The 24,563-nt window shown below is 66.6% G+C and carries 17 protein-coding genes; 11 read left to right on the forward strand and 6 right to left on the reverse strand.

Going from position 1 to position 24,563, the window contains the following annotated elements; translation table 11 throughout:
- Positions 1 to 46: 46 nt before the first annotated feature.
- The 3 genes from BBSC_RS06035 (at position 47) to BBSC_RS06045 (ending at position 2,885) form a co-directional block, all read left to right on the forward strand.
- Positions 47 to 676 (forward strand): 50S ribosomal protein L25/general stress protein Ctc, encoded by a 630-nt coding sequence (locus BBSC_RS06035; protein ID WP_033517458.1) that lies wholly within the window; start codon positions 47 to 49, stop codon positions 674 to 676.
- A gap of 187 nt (positions 677 to 863) precedes the next feature.
- Positions 864 to 1,991: a branched-chain amino acid aminotransferase gene (locus tag BBSC_RS06040; RefSeq protein WP_033517457.1), complete on the forward strand. Its 1,128-nt coding sequence runs from the start codon at positions 864 to 866 to the stop codon at positions 1,989 to 1,991.
- 141 nt (positions 1,992 to 2,132) lie between these two features.
- Positions 2,133 to 2,885, forward strand: coding sequence for a trimeric intracellular cation channel family protein (locus tag BBSC_RS06045; RefSeq protein WP_033517456.1), 753 nt, complete (start codon positions 2,133 to 2,135; stop codon positions 2,883 to 2,885).
- Between the two features lie 371 nt (positions 2,886 to 3,256).
- On the opposite strand, the gene rpsT is transcribed toward BBSC_RS06045, so the two are convergent.
- Complete coding sequence (gene rpsT / locus BBSC_RS06050) at positions 3,257 to 3,517, reverse strand: 30S ribosomal protein S20 (RefSeq protein ID WP_033517454.1); 261 nt, start codon at positions 3,515 to 3,517, stop codon at positions 3,257 to 3,259.
- A gap of 139 nt (positions 3,518 to 3,656) precedes the next feature.
- On the opposite strand from rpsT, the gene lepA reads away from it, so the two are divergent.
- The 3 genes from lepA (at position 3,657) to BBSC_RS06065 (ending at position 7,684) form a co-directional block, all read left to right on the forward strand.
- Positions 3,657 to 5,585: a translation elongation factor 4 gene (gene lepA / locus BBSC_RS06055; RefSeq protein ID WP_306558610.1), complete on the forward strand. Its 1,929-nt coding sequence runs from the start codon at positions 3,657 to 3,659 to the stop codon at positions 5,583 to 5,585.
- A 180-nt stretch (positions 5,586 to 5,765) separates the two neighbouring features.
- Entirely contained in the window at positions 5,766 to 7,079 is a 1,314-nt protein-coding gene (gene hemW, locus BBSC_RS06060; RefSeq protein WP_033517449.1) for a radical SAM family heme chaperone HemW, read from the forward strand.
- A gap of 167 nt (positions 7,080 to 7,246) precedes the next feature.
- Positions 7,247 to 7,684 carry a PH domain-containing protein gene (locus BBSC_RS06065; RefSeq protein ID WP_033517447.1) on the forward strand — a complete coding sequence of 146 codons (438 nt, stop codon included), beginning with the start codon at positions 7,247 to 7,249 and terminating at the stop codon, positions 7,682 to 7,684.
- 189 nt (positions 7,685 to 7,873) lie between these two features.
- Here BBSC_RS06065 and BBSC_RS06070 read toward each other — a convergent pair whose 3' ends face one another.
- Positions 7,874 to 9,154 carry an O-acetylhomoserine aminocarboxypropyltransferase/cysteine synthase family protein gene (locus BBSC_RS06070; RefSeq protein WP_033517444.1) on the reverse strand — a complete coding sequence of 427 codons (1,281 nt, stop codon included), beginning with the start codon at positions 9,152 to 9,154 and terminating at the stop codon, positions 7,874 to 7,876.
- A 384-nt stretch (positions 9,155 to 9,538) separates the two neighbouring features.
- On the opposite strand from BBSC_RS06070, the gene gltB reads away from it, so the two are divergent.
- Together gltB and BBSC_RS06080 are read left to right on the forward strand one after the other, a co-directional pair.
- Positions 9,539 to 14,107: a glutamate synthase large subunit gene (gene gltB / locus BBSC_RS06075; RefSeq protein ID WP_033517561.1), complete on the forward strand. Its 4,569-nt coding sequence runs from the start codon at positions 9,539 to 9,541 to the stop codon at positions 14,105 to 14,107.
- A gap of 1 nt (position 14,108) precedes the next feature.
- Positions 14,109 to 15,644, forward strand: a complete 1,536-nt coding sequence (locus BBSC_RS06080) for a glutamate synthase subunit beta (RefSeq protein ID WP_033517442.1) — start codon at positions 14,109 to 14,111, stop codon at positions 15,642 to 15,644.
- 58 nt (positions 15,645 to 15,702) lie between these two features.
- Here BBSC_RS06080 and BBSC_RS06085 read toward each other — a convergent pair whose 3' ends face one another.
- Positions 15,703 to 16,962, reverse strand: coding sequence for a hypothetical protein (locus tag BBSC_RS06085; RefSeq protein WP_033517440.1), 1,260 nt, complete (start codon positions 16,960 to 16,962; stop codon positions 15,703 to 15,705).
- A 38-nt stretch (positions 16,963 to 17,000) separates the two neighbouring features.
- On the opposite strand from BBSC_RS06085, the gene BBSC_RS06090 reads away from it, so the two are divergent.
- Positions 17,001 to 17,231, forward strand: coding sequence for a hypothetical protein (locus tag BBSC_RS06090; RefSeq protein WP_033517438.1), 231 nt, complete (start codon positions 17,001 to 17,003; stop codon positions 17,229 to 17,231).
- Positions 17,232 to 17,381: 150 nt separating this feature from the next.
- The gene (locus BBSC_RS06095; RefSeq protein ID WP_033517436.1) at positions 17,382 to 17,840 is read left to right on the forward strand and encodes a membrane protein; all 459 of its coding nucleotides are present in this window, start codon (positions 17,382 to 17,384) and stop codon (positions 17,838 to 17,840) included.
- Positions 17,841 to 17,949: 109 nt separating this feature from the next.
- On the opposite strand, the gene BBSC_RS06100 is transcribed toward BBSC_RS06095, so the two are convergent.
- Genes BBSC_RS06100 through BBSC_RS06110 form a run of 3 tightly spaced genes read right to left on the reverse strand, consistent with a single transcriptional unit; the run spans position 17,950 to position 22,917 of the window.
- Positions 17,950 to 19,557, reverse strand: a complete 1,608-nt coding sequence (locus tag BBSC_RS06100; protein WP_033517434.1) for a peptide ABC transporter substrate-binding protein — start codon at positions 19,555 to 19,557, stop codon at positions 17,950 to 17,952.
- A 40-nt stretch (positions 19,558 to 19,597) separates the two neighbouring features.
- Positions 19,598 to 21,598 (reverse strand): CocE/NonD family hydrolase, encoded by a 2,001-nt coding sequence (locus BBSC_RS06105; protein WP_033517432.1) that lies wholly within the window; start codon positions 21,596 to 21,598, stop codon positions 19,598 to 19,600.
- The gene (locus BBSC_RS06110) at positions 21,595 to 22,917 is read right to left on the reverse strand and encodes an MFS transporter (protein ID WP_033517431.1); all 1,323 of its coding nucleotides are present in this window, start codon (positions 22,915 to 22,917) and stop codon (positions 21,595 to 21,597) included. Before BBSC_RS06110 ends, BBSC_RS06105 begins: the two co-directional genes overlap by 4 nt.
- 277 nt (positions 22,918 to 23,194) lie before the next feature.
- Here BBSC_RS06110 and glgA point away from each other — a divergent pair, with 277 nt between their 5' ends.
- Positions 23,195 to 24,442 carry a glycogen synthase gene (glgA, locus tag BBSC_RS06115; protein ID WP_033517430.1) on the forward strand — a complete coding sequence of 416 codons (1,248 nt, stop codon included), beginning with the start codon at positions 23,195 to 23,197 and terminating at the stop codon, positions 24,440 to 24,442.
- The last annotated feature ends 121 nt before the right edge of the window (positions 24,443 to 24,563 follow it).

Below are 24,563 nucleotides of genomic sequence, written 5' to 3' on the forward strand. Positions count from 1 at the left end.
TGGCGTCAAAAGACAGAACGACAAGTAACAACCCAAGGAGGCCATTATGGCTACTACCATCAAGCTCGAAGGCGAAGCCCGCAACGAGTTCGGCAAGGGCGCTGCCCGCCGCATGCGCGTTGCCAAGCAGATCCCCGCCACCATGTACGCGGGCGGCGAGGCTCCCGTGTTCGTCAAGCTCCCGATGAAGGAGACCACCCTGGCGCTGCGCCACACCAACGCCCTGTTCTCCATCTCCTACGGCGACCAGAACAAGCTCGCCGTCGTCAAGGACGTGCAGCGCAACCCCGTCAAGCGCATCGTCGAGCACATTGACTTCTACGAGGTCAAGGCCGGCGAGAAGATCGACGTCGAGGTGCCGGTGTTCGTCGAGGGCACCCCGAAGGGTGTCGCCGTCGCGTTCGTCGACGTGCAGGAGCTCAAGGTCCGCGCCGATGTCGCCAACCTGCCCGAGAAGATCGTGGTCAACGTCGATGGCCTGACCGACGGCACCAAGGTGCTGCTCAAGGACGTCGTCCTGCCCGAGGGCGTCGAGCTCGACATGGATGATCTCGAGGAGTCCGTCGTCACCGTCGAGGTGCCGGAGGATGCCACCGAGTCCACCGCCGCCCCGGAGGCCGCCCCGGCTGACGCCGACGCCGCTGCCGCCGCCGCTCCGGCCGACGACGCCAAGTGATCGTCGGATCCCGTTGAACCAAGGAAGAGAGCCCACGGACCGTGGGCTCTCTTTCATAATGTGAACGTGCTCACGCTTCATACGACACGGGTGTGAGAAAGTATCACCAGAACCGGGGCCACAAGCCACCGGCCACCAACCATTCTGACCGCCGCGCATACGGCGGCGTTCCAAGAAGAAGTGTGCAATGACCGAACAAACACATCACGATCCGGCGGCGCTCGACAAGCTCACCGAACCGTTCACCGTACTGCCGAACGACAACCCCGCATCCGATGAGAAGCGCCAGTCCCTCATCGACAAGCCGGCATTCGGACAGGTCTTCTCCGACAACATGACCCATATGACCTGGACCAAGGGCGAAGGCTGGTCCGACCGCCGCGTCGAGCCGTACGCGCCGCTTAAGATGGATCCGGGCGCATCCGTGCTGCACTACGCGCAAGAGTGCTTCGAGGGCCTCAAGGCCTACCGTCACGCCGACGGCTCCACCTGGCTGTTCCGCCCGGACGCGAACGCCGAGCGCTTCCAGAACTCCGCCAAGCGCCTGTACCTGCCCGAGCTGCCGATCGACGACTTCCTCGGTTCCGTGGCCGCGCTGGTCAAGCGCGACGCCGCCTGGGTGCCGTCCCGCCGCGAGTACACGCTGTACATGCGTCCGTTCATGTTCGCTTCCGAGCCGTTCCTCGGCGTGCGCGCCCCGCAGGAGGTCGACTACTGCGTGATCGCCTCCCCGTCCGGCCCGTACTTCCCGGGCGGCGTCAAGCCGGTGAGCATCTGGGTCGAGGACAAGTGGTTCCGCACCGGCCCCGGCGGCACCGGTTTCGCCAAGTGCGGCGGCAACTACGCCGCCTCCCTGCTCGGCGAGTACAAGGGCATCGAGAACGGCTGCGAGCAGGTGTGCTTCGTGGACGCCGCCACCAAGACCTACCTTGAGGAGCTCGGCGGCATGAACATGATGGCCGTGCACAAGGACGGCCACGTGGAGACCCCGTCCCTGACCGGCAACATCCTGCCGGGCGTGACCCGCCGTTCCCTGATCCAGCTGCTGCAGGACAAGGGCCACGACGTGGTCGAGACTATGATCGCTCTCGACCAGCTGCTCGACGACATCAAGTCCGGCGAGGTCACCGAGGTGTTCGCCTGCGGCACCGCCGCCATCATCACCCCGATCGGCCGCTTCAAGTCCGAGAAGTTCGACGTCACCGTCGCCGACGGCGGCTCCGGCAAGCTCACCTGCGAGCTGCGCGACGAGCTGCTCGGCATCCAGCTCGGCGAGGTCGAGGACCCGCACAACTGGATGTGGAAAGTCTGCTGAATAAGCGCCTCTGACTCCTGAAAAGCCCCTTGGAACCACTGATTCCAAGGGGCTTTCCATCGCCGTACTGCGAGTCGTAACGAGCCTTGCTGTACGCTCGTGTACGGCGTGATCGAACGATGCGGATGAGGGGAGAGACTCATGGAAGTGGCGCTGGAGAGCAATGCCTTTTTCATGGGCATCGAGTATCTGGCGATCTTCTGCTGCGGCCTGATGGGGGGATTGTGCGCGGTCCGCAAGAACTACGACCTGTTCGCCATGCTCATCACCGCGTGGCTGACCGCTCTGGGCGGCGGCATCATCCGTGACGTGATGCTCGGCGCGTTCCCTCCCGTGGGCATCTCCGACAAGGGCTTCGTGATCACCGCGCTCGTTTCGGGGCTCGCGGTGGCCGTGATCCACCCGGAGGTCGACAAGCTCAAATGGCCGATGCTCACCATCGACGCCCTCGCCCTTGCGCTGTTCGCGGTCAACGGCACCTCGAAGGCGATGATCTACGGCATGTCCGGCATGACCTCGGTGTTCATGGGCATGTTCACCGCGCTCGGCGGCGGTCTGGTGCGCGATATGCTGCTCAACGACGTGCCGATGGTCATCCGCGACAAGCACTGGTACGCCGTGCCCTCGGCGGTCGGCTGCGTGCTGACCGTGTTCGTGTGCAAGGGCGTGCAGCACGGGTGGCTGGACCTCACCGCCGAGATCACGCTGGATATCGTCATCACCATACTGGTGGTGGCGATGCGGCTGCTGTCCGTCAAATTCAACATCACGCTGCCCGGCGCGATGGAGCGCCATGAGGTGTATCTGCCCGGCCAGACCCGCTATCTCAAGCGTCCGGTGATCCACCCCGATGCCAAGGATCCCCACGGCGGTTCCCCCTCCGACGAGGACTAGCGAAAGACTGGTCGTTTTAGGCTATGGCACGGGTACGTCGGCGGATGATCGCCGCCCACGGACTTTGTCTGTCTGATACTGCTGTTGATTACGGCGACATTGCTGGCTTACAGCCTGTTCGATAGTCGTATCAGGCTGTAAGCCAGCATGTCGTTGGGCGCTGTTCTGCTGACTTACGGTCTGATTGGAACTTTGGACAGGCTGTAAGTCAGCAGAAGGAGATCGGGCAGGGCGGAACGGGAAGCAGGTCGGACGTAGCGAGTTCCTTACGCTCATACACGTGCGCGGCTCGCCCGGGCTCCGGAACGCAACGGGCCCCGCAACCGAATGGTTTGCGGGGCCCGTTCGAGAACTCGCTACAGCGTCTCAGCTCACAGCGCGTTGATCTGCACGGCGAGGCCGGACTTGCGGTTGGCGGCCTGGTTCTTGTGGATCACGCCAGCGCCAGCAGCCTTGTCGAGCTTCTGGGCGGCAACCTTGTAGGCGGCCTCGGCGGCGGCCTTATCGCCGGCGGCGATGGCCTCGCGGGTGGCGCGGACGGCGGTCTTCAGGCCGGACTTGACGGCCACGTTGCGCTTGTGCGCCTTCTCGTTGGTGAGAATGCGCTTCTTCTGCGACTTGATGTTTGCCACGTTTACTCCAAACGACGTTTGCTATAAGGACATACAAACGGTGATAATAACACGTCGTAAGGATAAAACGTAAGTGTTCTCAGGAGTGTCGCGTCAAATTGCCGACCCGAACCGGTAGACTAGGGTATTCGCAACGATAATGCGCGCACAGGACGCGCGCCAGCCACGAGACAAGGAGACTGATCAGGTGATTGAACCGAAGAACAAGCCCGGGTTTACCGATCAGTCATTGATCCGCAACTTCTGCATCATCGCGCACATCGACCACGGCAAGTCGACCGTGGCCGACCGCATCCTCCAGCTGAGCGGCATCGTGCCCGAGCGCGAGATGCGCGACCGCTTCCTCGACCGTATGGACATCGAGCAGGAGCGCGGCATCACCATCAAGTCGCAGGCCGTGCGCGTGCCGTGGACCTTCGACGGCACCGAATACACGCTGGGCATGATCGATACGCCCGGTCACGTCGACTTCACCTACGAGGTGTCGCGCGCGCTGGCCGCGTGCGAGGGCGCGGTGCTGCTCGTCGACGCCACGCAGGGCATCGAGGCGCAGACGCTCTCGAACCTGTACATGGCCATCGACCACGACCTGACCATCATCCCGGTGCTCAACAAGATCGACCTGCCGAGCGCCGAGCCGGACAAGCACGCCGAGGAGATCGCCGGCCTGATCGGCTGCGAGACGAGCGACGTGCTGCGCGTCTCGGGCAAGACCGGCGAGGGCGTGGCCGAACTGCTCGACCAGATCGTCATGGAGGTGCCCGCGCCGCACGGCGATCCGAAGGCCCCGGCCCGCGCGCTGATCTTCGACTCCGTGTACGACTCGTACCGCGGCATCGTCACCTACATCCGTATGGAGGACGGCGAGCTCAGGTCCCGCGAGAAGGTGCACATGATGGGCATCGGCATGACGCACGAGCCCATCGAGATCGGCGTGATCAGCCCCGACATGACGCCGACCAAGGCGCTCGGCGCCGGCGAGGTCGGCTACATCATCACCGGCGCGAAGGACGTGAGCCAGTCGAAGGTCGGCGACACGCTGACCTCGGCCGTGCGCCCGGCCAGCGAGCCACTGCCCGGCTACCGCGACCCCAAGCCGATGGTGTATTCCGGCCTGTTCCCGATCGACAACGCGCAGTTCCCCGAACTGCGCGAGGCGCTCGACAAGCTCAAGCTCAACGACGCGGCCCTCATCTACGAGCCGGAGACGTCGGTGGCGCTGGGCTTTGGCTTCCGCTGCGGCTTCCTCGGCTTGCTGCACATGGAGATCGTCTCCGAGCGCCTGAGCCGCGAATTCGGGCTCGACCTGATCTCCACCGCGCCGAACGTGCCGTACGAGGTCACGTCGGAGGACGGTTCCGAGCACCATGTGACCAATCCGAGCGAGTTCCCCGACGGCAAGATCAAGAAGATCGTCGAGCCGATGGTGGCCGCTGACATCATCACGCCGAAGGAGTTCATCGGCGCGGTGATGGACCTGTGCCAGGACCACCGCGGCATCATGGGCACGATGGAGTACATCTCCACCGATCGGGTGGAGATGCACTACCGCATCCCGCTGGCCGAGATCGTGTTCGACTTCTTCGACCAGCTCAAGTCCCGTACCAAGGGCTACGCCTCGCTCGACTACCACGAGGACGGCGAGCAGTCGGCCGACCTGGTGAAGGTCGACATCCTGATCCAGGGCGAGAAGGTCGACGCGTTCAGCGCGATCGTGCACCGCGACAAAGCGTACAGCTACGGCGTGATGATGACGAAGAAGCTGCGCGAGCTGATTCCGCGCCAGCAGTTCGAGATTCCGATCCAGGCGGCGATCGGATCGCGCATCATCGCGCGCGAGAACATCCGCGCGCTGCGCAAGGACGTGCTCGCCAAGTGCTACGGCGGCGACATCACCCGCAAGCGCAAGCTGCTCGAGAAACAGAAGGCCGGCAAGAAGCGCATGAAGATGCTCGGCCATGTCGAGGTGCCGCAGGAGGCGTTCATCGCCGCCCTGTCCACCGGCGACGAGGGCAACGACCGCGATACCAAGGACAAGATCCGCGCCGCCCAGAAGACCGAAGGCTGATTTCCGGGCGTTATTGCACAGCTTAGGCAGATTTGTCGTCTCGTAGGCAGGTTCCTCCGGATAGGGGCATGGGAATTACTGCGATTCCCATGCCCCTATCGGCCGGGACCTGCCTACGAAATGCAAAATCTGCCTAAGAAATGCGCAATCCGCTCGCGAAGGTAAGGAAAGGCGTCTGGAATGGAGTTCGAGGTATACATTCACGTGCCGTTTTGCCTCCGGCGCTGCGGCTACTGCGACTTCAACACCTACACGGCCACGGACCTGGGCGGGGGCGCCTCTCGGGCGAATTACGCCAATATGGTGATTCGCGAGATGGCGTTGGTGCGCGACTGGCAGCGTGTCCACGGCATCGAGGAGCCTGCCGCGTCCACCGTCTTCTTCGGCGGAGGCACGCCGACCATTCTTCCCGCGGACGATCTGGCCGCCATGCTGGATGCCGTCCGCTCGACATGGGGCATCGCGCCCGATGCGGAAATCACCACCGAGGCCAATCCCGACACCGTCAACGAGTACTATATCGGCAAGCTGGCCGAGGCCGGTTTCACCCGCATTTCGTTCGGCATGCAGTCGGCGGTGCCGCACGTGCTCAGGACGCTCGACCGCACGCATACGCCCGCCAATGTGGAAGCCGGCGTCGCGGCCGCGGCCAAGGCCGGCCTGCGCTCCAGCGTCGATCTGATCTATGGCGCGCCGGGGGAGAGCCTTGACGACTGGCGCACGTCGGTCGAAACGGCCATCGGCCTCGGCGTGAACCATATTTCGGCGTATGCGCTCACCGTGGAGCCGACCACGAAGATGGGCCGCCAGATCAAGGCGGGCATCCTGCCCAAACCGAACGACGACGATGAGGCCGCGAAGTACGAGATCGCCGACGAGGCGTTCTCGGCGGCCGGCCTGTCATGGTACGAGGTGTCCAATTGGGCCCGACCGGGCTGCGAAAGCCGGCACAATCTGGGGTACTGGCGCAATGTCGACTGGGCGGGCCTCGGACCCGGGGCACACTCCCACTACAACGCGGTTGCGGAGGAAGGGAATGGTGATGATGCCGACCACCCCCAGTCGGCTGCGCCGACAGTCCCCGCCGGCGGGGGCGGCGATGGGCTGTCCCGCGGCGGCGACCATGGGACGCACGGGCTGCGCGGTTGGGATATCGCCCATCCGCGGCTGTGGGGCGCGGCCATCAACGAGGGCCGCGTGCCGTGGTCCGGCAGCGAAAGCATCACCGCCGAGGAGAACCTCGAGGAGATCATCATGCTGGGGCTGCGCATCCGCGAGGGCCTTGACCTTGACCGGGTCAACCGTCTGATCCGGGATGGCCGGGAAGCGGGAACGCTCGGCCCCTCCATCACGGCGCTGGACCGCACGCGGTTCGAGCCGCTGGTCGACGAGGGCCTGGTCACCCTGGACGGCGACCGCGTCGTGCCCACGCGCGCGGGCCGCCTGCTCAACGACACGATCATCGAACGCTGCTTCGCCTGGTGCGGGTTGTGACGCCGTCGCGCCGCCTGCGGCGAAGATGGGGAAGAGGTCTGCGATGCGGTCGGCCCACGCCGGCCATGGGTGATGGGGGTTCGAGTCCCTCATCGCCCAACCGCACACAGCCGTCCGCGCGGGGTACCATGGACAGGGACAACGCAACCTGACCAAAGGGGAGACGCATGGGCGCGATCATGGCCGACGGCGACATCATCTGGACGCAACGCAAGCGCAACTGGTGCCGCACACCGTTCACCTTCACGGTGTATACGCTCACTTCGGACGAACTGGTGGTGCAGTCGGGTCTGCTGAGCCAGACCTTCGACACGACCAAGCTGTTCCGCATCGTCGATTTCACGATCACGCGCTCGCTGCTGCAACGCGTGTTCGGCCTGAGCACGATCGTGGTGGAGGCCCGTGACCAGTCGTCGGGCGGGCGGATCGTGCTGAAGAACATCATCGACGGGTTCGCGGTGCGCAAGCTGCTGCAGCGCGCGGTCGACGAGGCGCGCAGCGTGAACCGCGTGGGCACGCGCGAGTTCATGGGCGCCGGCGACGGCTACGACGCCGGCTCGGTCGACGGCGACTTCGACGGAGACGGCATCCCGGACTACCGGTGAAAGGACCGATGACGCCAGCGTCCGTCTGGCTCCCCTCCCTGAGGGGAGCTGTCCGCGAAGCGGACTGAGGGGAGCATTCCTGCGAACATCTGAATCAAACTCAGATCGTTCGCTCCCCTCAGTCGGCTACGCCGACAGCTCAGTCTGCAATTATGGACGGCCTTGCGGTTGCGGCCGCTTCGCGGGCTGTCAGCCGAGCGTGGCGTCCATCGCCTGCCTGAGGTCGGCGATGATGTCGTCGGCGTTTTCGATGCCGCAGCTCAGGCGGACCAGGTCGATGCCGACGCCGGCCTCGCGCAACTGTTCCTCGGTGAGCTGGCGGTGGGTCGTGCCGGCCGGGTAGAGCGTGCAGCTGCGGGCGTCGGCCACGTGGGTGGCGATCGAGATCATCTTGAAATGGTCGAGCAGCGCGGAGACCGTGTCCCGCCCGCCGGGCACGCCGAAGGAGATCACGCCGCAGGTACCGTTCGGCATGTACCGGGCGGCCAGATCATGGTATTTGTCGCCCTCAAGCCCCGGATAGCTTACCCAGGAGATGCGCGGGTCGTCCTGCAGGAACCGCGCGACCTTGAGCGCGTTCGAGCAGTGCCGCTCCATGCGCACGGCCAGCGATTCCATGTGCATGCCCATGATCCAGCTGTTGATCGGCGCCGGCGTGGAGCCGAAGTCGCGCATGAGCTGCGCGGTGGCCTTGGTGATATAGGCGGCCGGGCCGAAGTCGGCGGCGTAGGTGACGCCGTGGTACGAGTCGTCCGGCGTGGTCAGCCCGGGGAACTTGCTGGCGTGCGCCATCCAGTCGAAGCGCCCGGAGTCGACGATCGCGCCGCCGACGCACGAGCCGTGGCCGTCCATGTACTTGGTGGTCGCGTGCGTGACGATGTCCACGCCGTATTCGAACGGCCGGCAGTTGACCGGGGTGGGGAAGGTGTTGTCGACGATGATCGGCACGCCGTGGCCGTGCGCCGCGGCGACGAACTTGTCGAAATCGAGCACGATGAGCGCCGGGTTCGAGATCGACTCGGCGAACACGGCCTTGGTGTTCGGCCGGAACGCGGCGTCCAGCTCCTCGGGCGTGCAGTTCGGATCGACGAAGGTGCATTCGACGCCCATCTTGCGCATGGTCACGTTGACCAGGTTGAACGTGCCGCCGTAAATCGCTGAAGAGGCCACGATGTGATCGCCGGCGTTGCATATATTGAACAATGCGAAGAAATTCGCGGCTTGGCCGGAGCTGGTGAGCATCGCGGCCGCGCCTCCCTCGAGCGCGCAGATCTTCGCCGCCACCGTGTCGTTGGTCGGGTTCTGCAGGCGGGTGTAGAAGTAGCCGGTCTCGGACAGGTCGAAGAGCCGGCTCATCTGCTCGCTGGACGTGTATTTGAAGGTCGTCGCCTGGACGATCGGAGGGGTCCTCGGCTCCCCGTTGCCCGGCTGATAGCCGCCCTGCACGCATGTGGTGTCGACTTGGGTCATGAACGCTCTCCTTTGCGCTGTACTGCTTATGCATGACTGGACCATTGTATGGGAACGGGCCCGGCGACTCGTCCGGCGGCGAAGCGGCGGGGCCGGACCGGGGAAAAAGACGGAAAAAGCCGGGACAAAGCCGGAAAAGCAGCCGCGAACGCCGATATCCCGTCCCGCCCTCGTCCGGCCCCGTCCCCGGCCCTACCCCGCGACGCGCCGCGCCGGCGCCGCGCGTCGGGAAAAGTCAGACATTGAGGGTATTGACTTTTGAGATGATTCGGTATATGGACTACGAAACTTGTATGACATACCCGAGCGGTACCCTGTCAACGCATTACACAAAGAACCGCAGGTTGTCAAGACCTGCCCAAAAAAGATATGAAGGTGGTTTCGGTGACTTTCCACGCTCCCCTGGATCTGACCGTACATCATTCGCAGGGCCTATACGACCCCGGGGCCGAACGCGATGCCTGTGGTGTGGGCATGGTCACCACGCTCAACAAGCGTGCGGAGCGAAAAATCGTTGACGACGCCATTGAGGTGCTGGTCAACCTCAATCACCGCGGCGCGGTCGGCGCCGAGGAGAACACCGGTGACGGCGCTGGCATCCTCATGAGCATGCCCGACGAGTTCATGCGCGCCACAGTCGGCGTCGAGCTGCCCGAGGCGGGCCACTACGCGGCCGGCATCGCCTTCCTCGACCGCGACATCGCCACCTCAGGCCAGCAGGAGCAGGCCATCGCCGCCATCGTGCGCGACGAGGGCCTCGAGGTCCTCGCCTGGCGCGTCGTGCCCACCAACCCCGACGGTCTCGGCCTGCAGGCGCTGGCCTCCATGCCGAGCTTCAAGACGCTGGTGGTGGCCTCCCCGGACGGCTCCCTCGCCGGCGTGGAGCTGGACCGCAAGACCTTCCGCATCCGCAAGCGCGTCGAGCACGAGGTCGGCATCTACTTCGCCTCGCTGTCCTCGCGCACCATCACCTACAAGGGCATGCTCACCACGATGCAGCTGACCCCCTTCTTCCCCGATCTGTCCGATCAGCGCATGAAGGCCCGCGTCGCCATCGTCCACTCCCGCTTCTCCACGAACACCTTCCCGAGCTGGCCGCTGGCCCAGCCGTTCCGCCTGATCGCCCACAACGGCGAGATCAACACGATCCAGGGCAACCGCAACTGGCTGTCCGCCCGCGAGGGCCGCCTGAGCTCCGAACTGCTCGGAGAGTTCGCGCCGCTGCTGCCGATCACCACGCCCGGCTACTCCGACTCGGGCACCTTCGACGAGTGCCTCGAGCTGCTGCACCTGGCCGGCCGCTCCCTGCCGCACGCGATCTCGATGATGCTGCCGCCCGCATGGGAGAAGAACGACCAGCTCGACCCGGACGTACGCGCCTTCTACGAGTACAACAACACGCTGATCGAGCCGTGGGATGGCCCGGCCGACATCATCTTCACCGACGGCACCCAGGTCGGTGCGCTGCTCGACCGCAACGGCTTCCGCCCCGGCCGCTGGCAGCTCACCGACGACGGCTACGTGGTGCTCGCCTCCGAGGCAGGCGTGCTGCCCGAGATCGCCGACGAGCACGTCGTCGCCAAGGGCCGCCTCGAGCCCGGCAGGATGTTCCTGGTCGACACCGACGAGGGTCGCATCATCCCCGACGAGGAGATCAAGGCATCCCTCGCCGCCCAGCACCCGTACCGCAAGTGGGTCGAGGGCAATTCGGTCGAGATGAGCGAGCTGCCGCAGCGCGAGCATGTACGCCACTCCGGCCAGTCCGTGCAGCGCCGCCAGCGGGCCTTCGGCTACACCGAAGAGGACCTCAAGATGCTGCTCACGCCGATGGCCAACACCGGCAAGGAGCCGCTCGGCTCGATGGGCAACGACGCGCCGATGCCGGTGCTCTCCAAGCGCAGCCGCATGCTGTTCGACTACTTCACCCAGAAGTTCGCGCAGGTCACCAACCCGCCGCTCGACTGGGAGCGCGAAGAGATCGTCACCTGCCTCGAATCGGCCATCGGCCCGGAGCCGAACCTGCTGTCCGACTCCGAACTGCACGCCAAGAAGATCCTCATCCCGCTGCCCGTCATCAACTCCGACCAGATGGCCCAGCTCAAGCGACTCGACCGCGCCCCGCAGCTCGGCGGTTACTACAAGCCGTACGTCGTCAAGGGCCTGTACCAGGTGGCCGGCGGCGGCAAGGCGCTCGCCGAGCGCCTCGACGAGATCTTCGCCGAGGTCGACGAGGCCATCGAGGGCGGCAAGAACTTCCTGGTGCTCTCCGACCGCGACTCGAACCACACGTGGGGCCCGATCCCGTCGCTGCTGCTCACCTCGGCCGTGCAGCACCACCTGCTGCGCCGTCACACGCGCACGCAGATCTCGATGGTGGTCGAGGCCGGCGACGTGCGCGAGATCCACCATGTCGCGCTCCTCATCGCCTACGGCGCCGCCTGCGTCAACCCGTACATGGCGTTCGAATCCGTCGAGGACCTGTGCCACCGCGGCTACCTGAACGTCGACGAGCAGACCGCCGCGACCAACCTCACCAAGGCGCTGTCGACCGGCGTGCTCAAGATCATGTCCAAGATGGGCGTCTCCACGATCATGAGCTACCGCGGCGCGCAGCTGTTCGAGGCGGTCGGTCTGAGCAAGTCCGTCATCGACGAGTACTTCACCGGCACGACCTCGCAGGTCGGCGGCGCCGGCCTCGACGAGATCGCCGAGGAGGTGGCGATCCGCCACCGCGTGGCCTACCCGAACCAGTGGACCGCCACCCCGCACCGCAACCTGCGCACCGGCGGCCTCTACAAGTGGCGCCGCACCGGCGAGGACCACCTCAACGACCCCGAGGCGATCTTCCTGCTGCAGCAGTCCACGCAGCGCGGCGACTACGCCATGTTCAAGAAGTATTCGGCGCACATCAACGACACGTCGAACCGCCTGATGACCCTGCGCGGCCTGATGAAGTTCAACGACAAACGCAAGCCGATCGACATCTCCGAGGTCGAGCCGGCCTCCGAGATCGTCAAGCGCTTCTCCACCGGCGCGATGAGCTACGGCTCCATCTCGCAGGAGGCCCACGAGACGCTCGCCATCGCCATGAACACGATCGGCGCCCGCTCCAACTCGGGCGAGGGAGGAGAGTCCGACGACCGCATCGAGGACCCGCTGCGCTACAGCCGCATCAAGCAGATCGCCTCCGCGCGCTTCGGCGTCACCTCCGACTACCTGGTGCACGCCACCGACCTGCAGATCAAGCTCGCCCAGGGCGCCAAGCCTGGCGAGGGCGGCCACCTGCCCGGCGCGAAGGTGCCGCCGTGGATCGCCAAGGTGCGCCACGCGACGCCCGGCGTGGAGCTCATCTCCCCGCCGCCGCACCACGACATCTACTCCATCGAGGATCTGAAGCAGCTGATCAACGACGCGAAGATGGCGAACCCGAAGGCGCGCATCCACGTCAAGCTCGTCTCCGAGTTCGGCGTCGGCACGATCGCCGCCGGCGTGGCCAAGTGCCATGCCGACGTGGTGCTCATCTCCGGCTACGACGGCGGCACCGGCGCGGCCCCGCTCAACGCGATCCGCCATGCCGGAACCCCGTGGGAGATCGGCCTGTCCGAGACCCAGCAGACGCTGATCCTCAACGGTCTGCGCTCGCGCATCGTCGTGCAGTGCGACGGCGAGCTCAAGACCGGCCGCGACGTGGTGATCGCCGCGCTGCTCGGCGCCGAGGAGTTCGGCTTCGCCACCGCGGCGCTGATCGTCGAGGGCTGCGTCATGATGCGCGCCTGCCACAAGAACACCTGCCCGCAGGGCATCGCCACCCAGGACCCGGAGCTGCGCGCGCGGTTCAAGGGCAAGCCCGAGCACGTGATCAACTTCTTCATGTTCATCGCCGAGGAGGTGCGCGAGATCCTGGCCCAGCTCGGCTTCCGCACCCTCGAGGAGGCCGTCGGCCACGTCGAGTGCCTCGACCAGAACGAGGCGATCAAGCGCTGGAAGGCCGATGGCGTGGACCTGAGCAACGTGCTCATGCAGCCCGGCCCGGTCCCCGGCACGATCCTGCACAACACCGAGGAGCAGAACCACGAGCTCGACAAGGCGCTCGACAACAAGCTCATCGAGCTGGCCGAGCCGGCGCTCGAGCGCCGCGAGCCCGTGCGCATCGACATGCCGATCCGCAACGTGAACCGCACGCTCGGCACGATGGTCGGCTACGAGATCACCCGCCGCTACGGCGCCGAGGGCCTGCCCGACGACACGATCGACATGACCCTGCACGGTTCGGGCGGCCAGTCGATCGGCGCGTTCATCCCGCGCGGCGAGACGATGCGCGTCTACGGCGAGGTCAACGACTACGCCGGCAAGGGCTTGTCCGGCGGGCGCATGATCGTGCGCGCCGAGGACGGCGTCACCTTCGACCCGCACACCAACGTGATCGCGGGCAACGTGACCGGCTTCGGCGCCACGTCCGGCCAGATGTTCGTGGCCGGCCGCGCCGGCGAGCGCTTCGGCGTGCGCAACGGCGGCGCCACGTTCGTCGTCGAGGGCGTCGGCGACCACGGCTGCGAGTACATGACCGGCGGCACCGTTGTCGTGCTCGGCCCGACCGGCCGCAACTTCGGCGCCGGCTTCTCCGGAGGCCACGCCTACGTGCTCGATCTCGACCGCGCGAAGGTCAACCCGTCCGCGCTCAAGGGCGCGCTGCGCTTCGAGCCGCTCGACGTGCAGACCGAACCGGTCGTGCACGCGCTGGTCAAGCAGCACGCCGAGGAGACCGGATCCGCGTTCGCGGCCGCGCTGCTCGACGACTGGGAGCACACGGCGGCGCGGTTCACGCACGTCGTGCCCAAGCAGTTCGTCGCCATGACCGAGGCCATGCGCGAGGCAGAGGACAACAACATCGATTTCAATGCTCCCGGCGCCTGGGAACAGGTGTACGAGCAGGTTATGGAAGGAGCGCGCTGACATGGGAGACCCCAGAGGATTCCTGAAGGTTCGTACCCGTCGCGAACTGGCCGAACGCCCCGTAGAGGAACGCATCAAGGACTGGCTCGACGTGCACGCCGAGTCCGGCCTGCAGCCGTGGACCAAGGAACAGGCCGCGCGATGCATGGACTGCGGCACGCCGTTCTGCATGACCGGCTGCCCGCTCGGCAACATCATCCCCGAGTTCAACGATCTGGTCCGCCAGGAGAAGTGGGAGGACGCCTACAACCGGCTGTCCATGACCAACAACTTCCCCGAGGTGACCGGCCGCATCTGCCCGGCCCTGTGCGAGAAGGCCTGCGTGCTCGGCATCCACCAGCCGCCGACCATGATCAAGCTCGACGAGCAGACGATCATCGACCAGGCGTGGGAGCTCGACATCGTCAAGCCGATGCCGCCGCAGCGCCTGTCCGACCAGACCGTCGCCGTCGTCGGCTCCGGCCCCGCCGGCCTGTCCTGCGCGCAGCAGCTGACGCGCGCCGGCCACACCGTCGTCGTCTATGAGCGCGACGACGCGATCGGCGGCCTCATGCGCTACGGCATCCCGAACTTTAAGCTCGACAAGCATCTGCTCGACCGCCGCGTCGAGCAGATGGAGGCCGAGGGCACCGTGTTCCGCACCGGCGTGGAGATCGGCAAGGACATCACCTGGGACGACCTGCGCTCCCGGTACGATGCGGTGGTCGTGGCCATCGGCTCCCGCGTGCCGCGCGACATGAAGCTGCCCGGCCGCCAGCTCGACGGCATCCACTTCGCGATGGACTTCCTGCCCGACGCGACCCGCCGCATCTACGGCGTCAAGCCCGTGCACGACATCACCGCCAAGGACAAGCACGTCATCGTCATCGGCGGCGGCGACACCGGCTCCGACTGCCTCGGCACCTCGATCCGCCAGGGTGCGAAGGACGTGACCGTGCTGCAGATCATGCCGAAGGAGCCGAGCGAGCGCCCGGACAACCAGCCGTGGCCGACCTTCGCCCGCCTGTACCAGAAGACCTCCTCCATGGAGGAGGGCGGCACCTACATGTACAGCACCGACTCGATCAACTTCGTCGGCTCCGACGAGGAGCAGTCGCGCATCCACATCGAGAACTCGACCGCCACCGAAGGGTTCGTCGCCGACGAGCACGGCCATGTGACCGGCCTGAAGGTCGTCGACGTGGCGCTGGGCGAGAACGGTCCGTTCACCCGCCAGCCGGGCACCGAACGCGTGCTGCCGGCCGACCTGGTGCTCATCTCGGTCGGCTTCCTGCGCCCGGATACGACCACCCTGCTCGACCAGCTGCCCGTCGATCTCGACAAGCGCGGCAACGTGGCTCGCAACGACAAGTTCGCCACCTCGCAGGACGGCGTGTTCGCCTGCGGCGACGCCGGACGCGGCCAGAGCCTGGTGGTGTGGGCCATCTCGGAGGGCCGCTCCTGCGCGGCCGCCGTCGACGAGTACCTCACCGGCGCGGCCACCGAGCTGCCGGCCCCGATCGTCGCCTCGCAGCGCCCGATGATGCTGCCGAGGTAGCCGATCACCGAGTAATGCTGGCTCCCTTCAGGGAGAGGAACCAGCATTACTCAACGAATCAATAGTGCATAACACTGGGGTCTCGCACCGGCAGGGCGCAGTGCAGCGACCATTCGCCGGCGGACCGGCCGATGCTCCATGTGCCGTCGAGGCGCCGGACGGCGACTGCGTAACGGTCCAGCCCGGACCGGCCCGTGGTCGGGTCGGCCGTACGTCCATCGGCCGTATCGGCCGCACCGGTACGCGGCGCATCCGTGGCCGATACGGTGATCCGGTCCGCGGACCAGCCGAAAGCTACCATGTAGGCGGACGCCGGATCGGCGTATTTGCCGATGTCGCCGAACAGCTCATCGATCAGGCCACGCAGCAGCCGGAACCGGTCGTCGTCCAGCTCGGGCAGATCGGTGCCGGGCAGGATGATCTCGCCGTGCACCCCGGCATCGTCGAGACGGCGCCGCCACAGCGCGACCGCATCGCGGATCAGACCGTCCCGTTCCGGCTGCGGAACCCCTGCGTCGGAAGGCTCCGTGCCGGCGGGGAAGCGGCGCAACGCCGCGATCGTGGCGCGCGTGTGCGTGAGCGTGTCCATGAGCTCGCCGCGCAATCCGCCCAGCACGGCATCAGGCGTCTCCCCGGCCTCGGTACCGCCGTTCTCGGAGCCGTCGCGTTCGGTACAACCGGAGACGTCATCGCCGGCAGCGCACGCCAGATGGTCGTCGATGCGCATGACGACCAGCGACAGTTCGTTGCAGATGCGGTCATGCAGCTGGTCCGCCACCATTTCGCGGTCCCGCAGCCGCCGCATCCGCTCCTGGTCCCGCGCCTCGCGTACCATCCGGGCCAGCAGCAGCCCGGTGACGACGAACACCAGATGATCGCCGATATCCGTGGCATACCCCATCAGATCCAGCATGGCTCGATCGGCGTGGAACGGCGCTATGCCGGCCGTCGTCCACAGGAACAGCAGACGGTTCACGGGCATCGCCAGCGCCGCGGCGAAGCCGATCGGCGCGCGCCGGTAGCCGAGCACGATCAGCGCGACGCCTATCGCCAGCAGATGCGAGGCGTACGTCATCGGACGGAACGGCAGCCAGTCGGCCGCCATCGCGGAGACGACCAACGCCGTCGCACCGAAGGTGGGGAAGCGCGGCAGTAGCATCACGGCGGCGACGCCGCACAGCGTCTGCGCGAACGGGATGAGACGCAGGCCGTGGAACCACGCGTCGTTGCACGCCGCGCCGATCATGCACAGCGACAAGGCGATGCAGCCGAACAGGACCACGCGGTGGCTGCGGACGGCGGACAGCAGCGGATCCATGCGGGAACGGCCGGTATTCGAGCCGTCGCGGCGATCCGGTGTTCGCCACCGTGGACCTGCACGCGCTATACCCGCAGTTCGGCCATATCAGCCATGCGATCGTGATCATCGGATACGACGCCGACCCGGGCGGCGCCATCGTGAACTACCACTTCATCGACCCCTACTACCGCGTGCAGGACGCCACCTACGGCGGCCGCAAGATCGCCGGGGCGGCCGAGATGGTGAACGCCATCGTGACCAACGAGGAGCCGGCGTACGTGTGGTGATCCGGGCGCCGCCTGGGAACTCCCTCGGAGCCCCATGCGCATCCTGCCCGCATCCTGTGCGGAAACGATGCGGAAACGGCGCGGAAAACGGGAAGGCGCTGAGGTACAGTGGTACGCAGTGTCATCCGTCGAACCGTGAGGAGAAGTGATATGCCGAACCGTGCCGAACGCCGCAGGGCCGCGAAGAACCAGCGCAGGGGAATACCGTCCCAATACGACCAGACCCGTGGCCGCGGCCGTGGGGGCATGATCGACGAGTACGCGCTGCAGGAGAAGTCGCGCCGCATCCAGGAGGGCGAGGACGGCCCGTGGAAGCCGACCGGCGGCACCGTTGCGGCGGACACCACGCTGACCACCAACCCGAACTACAACGACCCGAAGGCGTTCAAGGCACCGCATTCGGTGCGCCAGTGGTTCCGCGTGGTCAGCTGGGTGTTGATCGTGATCGCCGCGATCGCGTTCCTGGTGATCATGTGGCTGCCGACCCATCCGATCTGGCTGGTCGCCACGGTGTCCGGCGTCTTCGTCGTCGGCGTGCTCAGCCTGTTCTTCACCGCCGGCGATTCGAAGCACAATCCCAACCTCGACCAGAACGGCACCGCCGTCTGATCGGATTCCCGGCAACGACGACGCCGGCGTTCCCTCATCAGGAAGGGACGCCGGCGTTTTGCGTTGCGGTCCACCGCGGGCGGAACGGATAGGGCGGGCGGGGTTCCCGCTACTTCTCCAGCGCCGCGTACAGCGGATAGTTGCTGTACGTGAACGCCGCATGCGTCAGTGCCGTCGACGACACCGCGGCCACATTGGCGTACCACAGGGGAATCTGCGGCAGGTCGTCGAGCAGGATCTCCTCCGCCTCCTGATAGCGCGCGACGGCCTGATCCTCGTCCGTGCTTGCCGCGGCGCTCGCCAGCAGATCGTCGACCTGCCGGTTCGCGTAGCCGAATTCGTTGTACCCGCCGTTCGAGGCGAAGCGCTGCGTCAGATAGTTCTCGATATGCGGATAGTCCGGAGGCCATTCGCTGCCGTACGGCGAGTCGATCGTCCCGTCGACGGCGGCGGTGCGCAGCTCCTTGCGCGAGGTCCACGGCTCGGCCTGGGCACTGATGCCCAACGTGTTCGCGATCTGGTTCGCCACGGCCTCGACCCACGCCTGATCGTTGGAATCGGCGCTGTATGACAGCTTCAGCGTGCCGCTCCACAGGGAGATCGCGTCGGCCTGCGCCCAGAGCTCTCTGGCCTGCGCGGCATTATGGGCGAGGTGCCGCGCGTTGGCGAGCTGGTCGCTGTACCCGGTGATCGTCGGCGCGGAGAAATCCACGGCCGGCTGCCTGGTGCCATGGAAGATCTTGGAACAGATCAGGTCGCGGTCGATCGCCATGGAGATCGCCTGGCGGCGCAGCCGCCCTTCGTCGCCGCCGAAATGGGCGAGCCGCTCGGGGATGTTCAGCCCTTGGGTTTCGGCGCCCGGCACCGTGTAGGAGCGGATGCCCTCGGTGCTGGCGTACACCGCGTACTTCGAGGCCGGCACCTCGTCGAGCAGGTCGAGATTGCCGGCGATCACGTCCACGAACGCGGCGTCCGTGGACGTGTAGAAGCGGAAGTCGATGCCGCCGTTGCGCGCGGGCATCGCGCCACGGTAGCCGTCGTTGCGGGTCACCGTGAGATCCTGGCCGTGCGTCCACGACGAGAAGCGGTAGGCGCCGTTGCCGACCGGCTTGCTCGCATACGCGTCGGGATCGTCGTAGAACGAGTCGGGCAGCGGCAGGAACGGGACCGTGCCGAGTTTCTGGGGCAGTATCGAATCGGGCGCGCTCAGATGGATCTCGAAGGATTCGTCGCCGGTGACGACGAGCCCGGACAGCTGCTCCGTGCCGTCCGTGGATCGCTGCAGGTCGCCGTAGCCCTGGATGTTCGCGAAATAGCTGGCGTTGATCTGCGCGTTCGCGGGATTCGCCGCGTAGCTCCACGCGCGCGTGAAGGACCGCGCCGTCACCGGCGTGCCATCGGTGAAGGTCCAGCCGTGGCTGAGCGTGACCGTGAACACGGTGGAATCGTCGTTCGGCGTGATGGACGAGGCGACCTCGTTGACGGGCTTGCCCTGCTCGTCGTAGACGACCAGCCCGGCGAGAATCGTGGACAGCACGCGGAACCCGCCGGCGTCGCCGGCCCCGCCCGGCGTCAGCGCGGAACGGGGCTCGGTGGAATAGACCGATATCGTGGCGTCGGCGCCCGTCGCGCCGGTGCGCGCGCCGCCGCAGCCGGCTGCCAGCGCCAGCACCACGGCCACCGCGGCCAACACCGCCGTTATGCGTCCCAGTCGCATGGCGTTACTTCCTTTCTGATCCCTGATCGGGGTCGGCGGCTCATCCGAGCTCGAGCGTGACGGATGCCGTGTCGATCGTGATCAGCCGTTGCCCGCGGGGTTTCACCGTGGCTTCCGGGTCGGTGCCGAAGACGATGAGTCGCAGGCGGTCGCCCGCCGTGACGGTCTGGTCGAATGGCTCCATGGCGATGGCGTAGCGGTGCCACGCATCCGGTTCCAGACGGCGTCTGGCCCACGGCGCCTCGGCGTTGCGCGCGTCCATCCAGCCGCGCGAAAGGATGCGGTATGCCGAAGGCTCCCGCTCTACCGCAAAGCGCTTCGTGGGAATGGTCGGGCCGTCGAGCCCGCAGACCAGGCTGCCGGTGCTCTCCTGAGCCGTGGTGAGGCGGCGGTGCGATCCGATGTCGACCAGCATGACGCTCAGAATCGCGGCCGGCGTGTCGAACTTCGCCGCGAACCGCACGACCGGCGTGCCACCGAATCGCGTGGTCGCAGTCAGCGGGGCGGTGTCGAAGCGCAGGCAGTGGCACGGCTCGGGGTCGGCGAGGATCAGCTCGTCGCGCCACGGGCCGATCGAGTCTTCCGGGGCGTCGCGGCGGAACGCGGTGGCATCCACGTCGTCGGCGATGACGCCGCATGCATCGCGCTGCGTGCGGTCCGCGCGCGCGAACTCCGGCAGCGGGCGCGCATCCGGCGTGGGGAACGACGGCTCCTCACGCCATACGCCGGGATCGAGATCGTCCTGGATCAGCGCCGAAGGGATGTCCGCGATGTCGGTGCTGCGGTCGACCAAGTAATGGTCGAGCCATCGGTGCGCGTACCCGTTCACCGGATTGCCCTCGAGATCATGCGTGTAGCAGTGGTCTCCACGGTGCAGCACCAGGCAGGAGCGCGTGCCTCGCCCGTGCAGGGCATCCCGCAGGCGCACGGCCTGCGACGGCTTGACGTTCATGTCGTTGAGCCCCTGCACGATGAACGCGGGGCAGGGATGTTCCGGCAGGTGGGCCAGATAGTTGCGTTCATGCCACCACCGGTTGTATGCGCCGCCCTCGCGGTCCATATGGGCGCGGATCGCGTCGAGATGGGCCTGATAGCGCCGCCGGTCGCCGGCATCGAGACCGTCGCGTTCCCGGCTGAAGCAGTAGGCCGCCAGCAGGTCGATGTCGTCGCCCTGCCATCCGAGCGCGGGGCACGCCAGTCCGTTGCAGCGGTAGTACCGGTACCAGTCGCTGATCCCCGCGACCGGCAGGATCGTCTCCAGCCCGTCAATGCCCGCGGCGGCGAGCGCCACGCACATCGTGCCCAGATAGCTTTTGCCGGTCATGGCGACCTTGCCGCTGGCCCAGTCGGCGCGCACCTCGATGCCGTCGGCGGGATTCGTGAACGCGCGGGCGCGCCCGTTGAGCCAGTCGATCACGGCGGCGAACGCGGCGGTCTCCTCGGGGGAGCCGCAGTCGTTGAACCCCTGTGAGCCGCGCGTGCCAAGGCCGCCGGCGAACACGGTGGCGTAGCCGCACGAGTTGTAGAACGCGTAATAGTCGCTGATGCACTCCAGCTCGGGCATCTCGTCCGGGGCGAGGCGGTGCGCGGGGCCGGCGCCGCGCGGGGTGCGGAAACGGACCGGCGCCATGGCCGGCCGCGGCTGCTCCGCGCCGAATCGCTCGCGGGGATCGGGGTCGGGGGCCGGCCATGCGGGGGAGTCGGCTTCGGCTCCTCGGCCGGCCGGTGCCGTCGCATCGTTCGGTGCCGTCGCATCGCCCGCTCCGGTGCCGGCGGCCTGCGCGCCGCCCAGCTCGACGTCGGTGGGATGCGGCGCGTAGCCGTCGTCGTCGCACCCCAGCATGTACGGGTCAGCCACGTAGATGGCCGGCACCACCAGACCGTCGTCGCACGCCAGCGGGCGGCGGATGTACACGGCGATCAGGTCGGCCAGACCGTCGCCGTCCGTATCCACGGGCGTTTCGACCCACACGCGTTCGACGATGCACGAGCGCACGTCGTGGACCGGGCGCGTCGGGGCTCTCAGGCGGGAGGGGATCATGCCGCGGCATCCTTCGCCGCGGGCTGCGCATCGGCCTTCGCGGCGGAGCCCTTGCCCAGACCGTGCTTCCGGAGGAACCGCTGCCACACGACGACGAACACGGCGCCCAACAGCAGCATGGCGATGAGGAAGCCGAAGAACATGCGGTAGCCGGCGACTCCCGGATGCCCGTCGATCAGGGCGCCGGCGAGCAGAGAGACGAACACCTCGGGCAGATAGCCGATGGTGGAGATGATGCCGGCGGCCGTGCCCGACACGCGCTCGGGGATCGCGCCCTCGTCCATCATGGCCCAAGTCAGCGGGTAGTTCACGTTGTAGAAGAAGTAGATGATGAGGAACACGATCACGAACACGACCGTCGAGGAGGCGTTCAGCGGCAGGAGCAGGATCACCGCGGTGCCGATGGCCATGACCAGGAAGGAGATGAGCAGCAGGCGGCTCGTGCCGAATTTGTCGGCCAGATAGCCGCCGCCGACGTTCGACACGGGCGTCACGTAGCGCTTGGCGGCGGCGAGCACCGCGCCGGCGGTCACGGACATGCCCAGCAGCGACGTGCCGTAGGGCGTGAAGTAGTAGACGGACAGCGTGAACACGTAGTTGCAGAACGTGACCAGGCCGATGATCCAGATGGCCGGCATCCGCAGCACGGTGCCGATGTCCTTGAACGTGACCTGCTCGCTTTTGTCGATCTTCGAGCCGTCATCGCGCATCTTCCACAGGACGAGCAGGCCGGAGAGCACGGTGATGACCGAGTAGAAGACGATGACCTGCCGCATGCCGGCGATGTCGTGCTTGCCGTCCGCGTTCATGCCGAGGCGGAAGGCGATGACGGCCAGCGGGGTCATGATCGCGGCGGCCACGCCGCGCGCGCCCTCGAACCAGCCGAAGGACTTGCCCTTGTCCTCGGGGCTGGACAGGACGCGCACCGCCTTGACGCAGCACGGCCAGAACGAGAACAGCGAGGTGAAGCCCCAGAACGAGTACAGGGCCACGAGCTCGGGGAAGTTCAGCGGCAGCAGATGGATGAAGCCGCCGAGGCCGGTGCCGATCAGCGACAGCGACAGCAGCAGACGGATGCTGACCCGATCGGCCAAGTAGCCGCCGAACAGGTAGGAGATCATGCCGAACACGCCGAAGATGCTGCCGAACACGCCGATCTGCGTGTTGGTGAGGTGGTAGGCCTGCGCGTAGGCCTCGTAGTAATCGTAGTGGAAGTAGGGCAGCCCATAGATGATGGAGCCGCCGGCGGCCACGAGCAGGATGGCCACGAAATTGCGTCGGGTCTTCTCTCCCATGCCCAGCTTGGCGAGCAGGTTCATTTGCGTTCCCTTTCTCTGCGGTGTTGCGCGGGTTGCACATGGTGGTTTGTATGAATGGTGAACAATGTATCAATACCGTGTAACGGCCCGCGATGGCGTATCGCCATATGGGAGGGCTGCTGCGGCCGGGCGGCGGCCGGGCGGTGAGCGGACGACGGGACGGGCGGGACGTGCGGCGGGGGCCATCGCGCGACACTTCGCCGGCCGAAGACGGCGCGGCGCGGTTCCCGTATTAGACTGAAACTGTTCTGGTTGTCCGATGAAGGAGCAGATTGGTATGAAAGTCGACATTCTGACGCGCGAATATCCTCCGCATGTCTATGGCGGCGCCGGCGTGCACGCCGAGGAACTGTCCAAGGTGCTGGCCGAACGCATCGACGTGACGGTCCGCGCGTTCGACGGCCCCCGCACCGAGGCCGACGTCCCCGCGATCCCCGGCGACGATCCGAAGGGCTCGCTCAAGGTGGTCGGCTACGGCACGCCCTCCGAGCTCGCGGACGCGAACGCCGCGCTGAAGACCTTCGGCGTGGACCTGCAGATCGCCAACGACGTGGACGCGGACATCTCCCACGCGCACACCTGGTACGCCTGCCTCGCCGGCTATCTCGCGAAGATGCTGCACGGCACGCCGCTGGTCATCACCGCGCACTCGCTCGAACCGTTCCGCCCGTGGAAGCGCGAGCAGCTCGGCGGCGGCTACAACCTCAGCTCGTGGGCCGAAAAGGACGCCTATGAGCACGCCGACCGCGTGATCGCCGTGTCCGCCGGCATGCGCGAGGACATCCTCACCGCATACCCCAACCTCGACCCGGACAAGGTCGTCGTGGTGCACAACGGCATCACCATGGCCGACTTCGAGACCCCGGCCGACGACGATCCGGGCTGGAAGGTGTTCGATCGCTACCACATCGACCGCTCGAAGCCGACCCTGCTGTTCGTCGGGCGCATCACCCGCCAGAAGGGCCTGCCGTACCTGCTCAAGGCGCTGCACCTGGTCGACCCGGGCATCCAGGTGGTGCTGTGCGCCGGCGCGCCCGACACCCCGGAGATCGCCGAGGAGGTCAAGAACGCGTTCGCCAAGCTCGACGAGGAGCGCGGCAACATCGTGTGGATCGAGGAGATGCTGCCCAAGCCCGAGCTCAACGCGCTGGAGCACGGCTGCGACGCGTTCATCTGCCCGAGCATCTACGAGCCGCTCGGCATCGTGAACCTCGAGGCCATGGCCTGCGGGCTGCCCGTCGTCGCCTCCGCGACCGGCGGCATCCCCGAGGTCGTCGTCGACGGCGAGACCGGCTATCTGGTGCCGATCGACCAGCTGCGCGACGGCACCGGCACGCCGACCGACCCGGACAAGTTCGTGCACGACATGGCCGACGCGATCAACCGGATCATGGCCGACCCCGAGCTCGCCAGGAAGATGGGCCAGGCCGGCTACGAGCGCGCCCGCGACAAGTTCAGCTGGGAGTCCATCGCCGACAAGACCGTGGCCGTCTACCAGTCCGTGCTCGACGAGCAGCGGAAGTAGCGCCGCAGCGCCTGCCCCCTCCCTGAGGGGGAGTTGTCCGACAGGCGACGAATCTCATTCGGCTCCCCTCTTCCGAGGGGAGCCGTCCGCGAAGCGGACTGAGGGGAACCGCTCTTCTGAC

The organism is Bifidobacterium scardovii JCM 12489 = DSM 13734 (assembly GCF_001042635.1).
In the GTDB taxonomy this organism is placed as follows: Bacteria; Actinomycetota; Actinomycetes; order Actinomycetales; family Bifidobacteriaceae; genus Bifidobacterium; species Bifidobacterium scardovii.

Excerpts from the sequence above, each read along its gene's own strand:
- BBSC_RS06035 (WP_033517458.1), top strand. The coding sequence starts at position 47 with ATGGCTACTACCATCAAGCTCGAAGGCGAAGCCCGCAACGAGTTCGGC.
- BBSC_RS06040 (WP_033517457.1), top strand. The coding sequence starts at position 864 with ATGACCGAACAAACACATCACGATCCGGCGGCGCTCGACAAGCTCACC.
- BBSC_RS06045 (WP_033517456.1), top strand. The coding sequence starts at position 2,133 with ATGGAAGTGGCGCTGGAGAGCAATGCCTTTTTCATGGGCATCGAGTAT.
- lepA (WP_306558610.1), top strand. The coding sequence starts at position 3,657 with ATGCGCGCACAGGACGCGCGCCAGCCACGAGACAAGGAGACTGATCAG.
- hemW (WP_033517449.1), top strand. The coding sequence starts at position 5,766 with ATGGAGTTCGAGGTATACATTCACGTGCCGTTTTGCCTCCGGCGCTGC.
- BBSC_RS06065 (WP_033517447.1), top strand. The coding sequence starts at position 7,247 with ATGGGCGCGATCATGGCCGACGGCGACATCATCTGGACGCAACGCAAG.
- BBSC_RS06070 (WP_033517444.1), bottom strand. The coding sequence starts at position 9,154 with ATGACCCAAGTCGACACCACATGCGTGCAGGGCGGCTATCAGCCGGGC.
- BBSC_RS06080 (WP_033517442.1), top strand. The coding sequence starts at position 14,109 with ATGGGAGACCCCAGAGGATTCCTGAAGGTTCGTACCCGTCGCGAACTG.
- BBSC_RS06085 (WP_033517440.1), bottom strand. The coding sequence starts at position 16,962 with ATGGATCCGCTGCTGTCCGCCGTCCGCAGCCACCGCGTGGTCCTGTTC.
- BBSC_RS06095 (WP_033517436.1), top strand. The coding sequence starts at position 17,382 with ATGCCGAACCGTGCCGAACGCCGCAGGGCCGCGAAGAACCAGCGCAGG.
- BBSC_RS06100 (WP_033517434.1), bottom strand. The coding sequence starts at position 19,557 with ATGCGACTGGGACGCATAACGGCGGTGTTGGCCGCGGTGGCCGTGGTG.
- BBSC_RS06105 (WP_033517432.1), bottom strand. The coding sequence starts at position 21,598 with ATGATCCCCTCCCGCCTGAGAGCCCCGACGCGCCCGGTCCACGACGTG.
- BBSC_RS06110 (WP_033517431.1), bottom strand. The coding sequence starts at position 22,917 with ATGAACCTGCTCGCCAAGCTGGGCATGGGAGAGAAGACCCGACGCAAT.
- glgA (WP_033517430.1), top strand. The coding sequence starts at position 23,195 with ATGAAAGTCGACATTCTGACGCGCGAATATCCTCCGCATGTCTATGGC.